This is a genomic window from Streptomyces thermovulgaris (assembly GCF_002155915.1).
GTDB lineage: Bacteria > Actinomycetota > Actinomycetes > Streptomycetales > Streptomycetaceae > Streptomyces > Streptomyces thermovulgaris.
This window is the reverse complement of record NZ_MUME01000474.1, coordinates 1-1,292: the sequence shown is the minus strand read 5'-3', so window position 1 is coordinate 1,292 and position 1,292 is coordinate 1. Positions and strand designations below refer to the sequence as shown.

Below are 1,292 nucleotides of genomic sequence, written 5' to 3'. Positions count from 1 at the left end.
GGCCGACGCTGCGAACCCGGTCGACGTTCACCGTGCGGACGCCGAGGTCGAGCAGCTCCTCTCGGGCCTGCGCCGTGCGCTGTCCCTCGAACACCTCGACGATGCCCACCTGCAGAGGGACACCGCGCTGCAGGGCCTGGACGATGTTCGCCCGGGTCGCGGCGTGCGAGCCCTTCCGGCCGGTCACCCGCTCGTGTTCCTCGGCCACATCGCTGTAGTACGAGGTTGCCAGGGACACCTTCGGGTGCTCGAACAGCTCCCAGTGCTCCGGCTTCACGCGATACAGGTTGCTGTAGACCTGCACGTCGAGCCCGATGGCCAGAGCGTGGTGCACAAGGTGGCTGAAGTCCGGGTGCACGGTCGGCTCACCACCGATGAACTGCACTTTCCTCACCCCGATCGCGGCGGCCTCGGTGNNGAGGAACTTCGGCACCGCCGGACGGGTCGGAGCCTCGGGAGCGATTGTCATGCTGTTTTTCCTTCGTCGAGTGACTTTCCTGAGACCGGCGCGGGGCGGCGCCTGGCTGTGAGGGAGCACGAGCTGGGTGTTCGGCCCGTGCCGGGGGCTATGCGGCGGCGGACAGCTCACGCTGTACCTCGTCCAGATCCATGACCTGGAAGGAGCTGAGCCGTCGGATGAGCTGTGAAGCGAGCACGGTGGGAATGTTGGGGTGGTCAAAGGGCAGTGCGTGGTCCGGCCGCGCGACGACGCGCACCTGGTTGTCTGCGTCGAGGCCGTAGATGGCGCCGTGGACTCCGAACAAAGGAGCGCTCCGGGCGAGAAAAACCACGGGGTTCTTCTCCAGATGCGGACAGAGCACTGCGGAAGCCCGCACATGCTTGGGACACACGGGCGGCTGGTTGGTGCAGATCGTGGGCCGTGCCAGGTCCTCGTCCTTCGGTCCGGCCAGAAAGATGATCCCGAGGGAGGTTCGCGCAGGCCCGGAGCAGACCTGGCACCGCAGGGTCCGCATCGTCATCATCTGCCGGTAGGGATGCATGAGCTTCCACTGCGGCTCGCCCGTCGGCATGCCGTGCCGGTCCACGGGATTGAACTCGCAGCGCGCCCAGAGCACGTTCTGCATGGGCCGGTCCCGTGGGTCCTCGTCGTGGTAGTACAAACGGGGTCCAGAGGCGTGTAAACAGATCATGAGGTTGTCCGGCGCGGCCTCTTCTCCTTTGCGCTGGGTGATGTAGGGGACCAGGCGCGGTTCGCTTGCAGGAGGCACGGAAAAGGCTTCACTTTCTGTCTGGGTGGTTGGCTGCAGGAGGGCGGAAGGGCTACCGCTTCT

The 1,292-nt window shown here is 66.0% G+C and carries 2 protein-coding genes; both read right to left on the bottom strand.

Annotated elements, in window-relative coordinates:
* On the bottom strand, positions 1-469 hold a 469-nt coding region (locus CCN35_RS29815; protein ID WP_245863516.1), incomplete at its 3' end, for a radical SAM protein.
* Positions 470-566: 97 nt separating this feature from the next.
* A partial coding sequence (locus CCN35_RS26515) for a hypothetical protein (RefSeq protein WP_342748657.1) occupies positions 567-1,292 on the bottom strand: 726 nt, incomplete at its 5' end.